Annotated in this window: 4 protein-coding genes; 2 read left to right on the top strand and 2 right to left on the bottom strand. The window is 67.6% G+C overall.

All coding sequences use genetic code 11. From position 1 onward, the window contains the following. Positions 1 to 221 precede the first annotated feature (221 nt). Both VGV13_14310 and VGV13_14305 read left to right on the top strand, forming a co-directional pair. A complete protein-coding gene (locus VGV13_14310) occupies positions 222 to 512 on the top strand; it encodes a hypothetical protein (GenBank protein HEV8642267.1) in 291 nt (96 codons plus the stop codon). A 30-nt stretch (positions 513 to 542) separates the two neighbouring features. Beyond that, positions 543 to 749, top strand: coding sequence for a hypothetical protein (locus VGV13_14305; GenBank protein HEV8642266.1), 207 nt, complete (start codon positions 543 to 545; stop codon positions 747 to 749). Between the two features lie 302 nt (positions 750 to 1,051). Here the strand turns inward: VGV13_14305 and VGV13_14300 are convergent, their stop codons facing one another. Together VGV13_14300 and VGV13_14295 are read right to left on the bottom strand one after the other, a co-directional pair. Continuing rightward, on the bottom strand, positions 1,052 to 1,291 hold the full coding sequence (locus tag VGV13_14300; GenBank protein ID HEV8642265.1) for a hypothetical protein: 240 nt from the start codon (positions 1,289 to 1,291) through the stop codon (positions 1,052 to 1,054). A 155-nt stretch (positions 1,292 to 1,446) separates the two neighbouring features. Next, entirely contained in the window at positions 1,447 to 1,734 is a 288-nt protein-coding gene (locus VGV13_14295; protein ID HEV8642264.1) for a hypothetical protein, read from the bottom strand. Between the last annotated feature and the right edge of the window lie 179 nt (positions 1,735 to 1,913).

The raw sequence follows: 1,913 nt of genomic DNA, 5'->3' as shown, positions 1-1,913 counted from the left end.
ATTGGCCCCCTAGGGGAGCCGATCCCGGCCCGGGCCCGACGAGCCCGAGTCCGGTAAGGGGACAATCGTCGTCTGGGATCACCACCGATGGGGCGAGGTGCCTGGCTACTTCGAGACGCTGAACGTCGCCTACCACGCGCTGTTCACGCGTGGCAGACTGGAGCAGAAGCTCCTTTTTTCTCGACGGGAGATAGATTGGTCGACCAACTAAGGAGGAGGCGATGAAGCGCGCGATTGTCCTGCTCGGTGTACTGTCGTCGCTTGCGGCCGGATTCGCCTCAGCGAGCGCCGCAGACAGTCGGGCCTATTGCCAGCAAATCTCAGGCGGCAGCTATCGCAGCGAAGCCTACTGCCTCGAACGCGAGGCCGAAGCCTATGCCGCGTTCTCTGCCCGGCGCTATGTGGAGCAGAGGATCCTCGATTATTGCAACCAATTGAGCGGCGGCAGCTGGAGGAGCCTGGAGTATTGCATCACGCGGGAAGAGGAAGCCCGGGCGCGCCTGGGAAGGTGAAGATCGCTCTGGGGCTAGAATCCTCCGACCATGGATAGGCAGGAAATTGCAGCCGCCATTATGGCCATCATGGAGTCCGCCAATCCGGAGTGCCCTTATTGCGACATGCCGATCTGCCTCGCGGTAGCGGAGATCGGAGAGCATCTGTGCAACTGCCTCGGATGGGCAGCGCGCGCGCTGGAGGCTTACGAAGGGCAAGTCGAGCGGCTCGAACGGCATCTCGGATTGCGGCCATGAATCGAGACCAGTGGGCTCATCTACGATCTTCTCTCGGCTGCCTACACGGCGGATCGCCGTGGTAGTCGATACGTACGCGGTCGGGGAACACGGCGGTCACGGTGCCCTGGTGCCGCCGACCGCAGAGGCACAGGTCGAACACGACGGGGCTCCCGACGCCGCTCGACGGCCGCTGCCGGGCCATGCAGCAGGCGACCATGGCGATGACGCTCACCCGTCGTCGCCGCCCTTGGGCGGGCCCGCGGTCGCCACCGCCCAGGCAGCGAGGATCACCCACAGCGCCACCCCGAGCCAGAACCACTTCACGGCACGGCCTGGCAGTCTCCCGGCGACCCGCCCAGGGCCAGGCACGCGGCCTTGAGCTCCCGGACCAGCGCGCGCAGATCATCCCGCAGCATCACCACGCATGTCGTCTCAGCTTCCTCGAGGTGGCACGTCAGCTCCCGGGGCGTGGCCTGGAGGACCGGGAGGGTCACCCGGTAGGATGAGAGTCCCGCCGGCGTCGCGCAACCTTGCGCCACCGTCAGCGTGACCAGCAGCATCAGCCTTCCAGGCCAGCGCACGCCCAGCCAGCTCGGATGCGGCGAGCAGCATCCGGCCGCGCTCGGCCTCCCGGATGTCCGCCCGCTGGCTGTACCACGTGAGGACCGCGACGGCGAGCTTGGCCAGGACCTCGGCGACGATCGCGCCCACCGCATCACTTCCCGCTCGTGGCGGCCCGCGCCAGCTCGCACGGCCCGCCGGGGTACCGCGCGAGCAGCTCGTTCCGCGAGAGCGTCTCGGGCTTCGGCGCGTAGAGCGTCGCCGAGTCGCCGTCGAGCGTGACGAGCAATCGTCCATCCGGTAAGGTCAGCGTGAAGATCGGGCCGTCGGGCGATTCGGTCGCCCTGATGACGAAGACCCCGCCGTCGGAGCACGGAACCACCCGAGACTGACCCGCACCAGATCCGGCGAGGAGCAGACCAGCGAGCGCGAGTGAGAGCATTCGTTCCTCCTTTACTTCCCGACCGCGAAGTCCCTCAGCGAGCTGGCCGACGCGCCGGCGCCGAGCCCGCCGATGATCCAGGCGAGCAGCGTCGGGATACTGTGGATCTGCCCGGTCGCCGCGGCGCCGAGGACGGCCGTCACGAGCCCGATGATCGGCGGCGCCCATCCCTTGCTCTG

The organism is Candidatus Methylomirabilota bacterium, from assembly GCA_036001065.1.
Taxonomy (GTDB): Bacteria; Methylomirabilota; Methylomirabilia; order Rokubacteriales; family CSP1-6; genus MNEF01.
Note: the sequence above shows the minus strand (reverse complement) of the source record. Positions and strands in the feature narration are given on the sequence as shown.

Excerpts from the sequence above, each read along its gene's own strand:
- VGV13_14310 (HEV8642267.1), top strand. The coding sequence starts at position 222 with ATGAAGCGCGCGATTGTCCTGCTCGGTGTACTGTCGTCGCTTGCGGCC.
- VGV13_14305 (HEV8642266.1), top strand. The coding sequence starts at position 543 with ATGGATAGGCAGGAAATTGCAGCCGCCATTATGGCCATCATGGAGTCC.
- VGV13_14300 (HEV8642265.1), bottom strand. The coding sequence starts at position 1,291 with ATGCTGCTGGTCACGCTGACGGTGGCGCAAGGTTGCGCGACGCCGGCG.
- VGV13_14295 (HEV8642264.1), bottom strand. The coding sequence starts at position 1,734 with ATGCTCTCACTCGCGCTCGCTGGTCTGCTCCTCGCCGGATCTGGTGCG.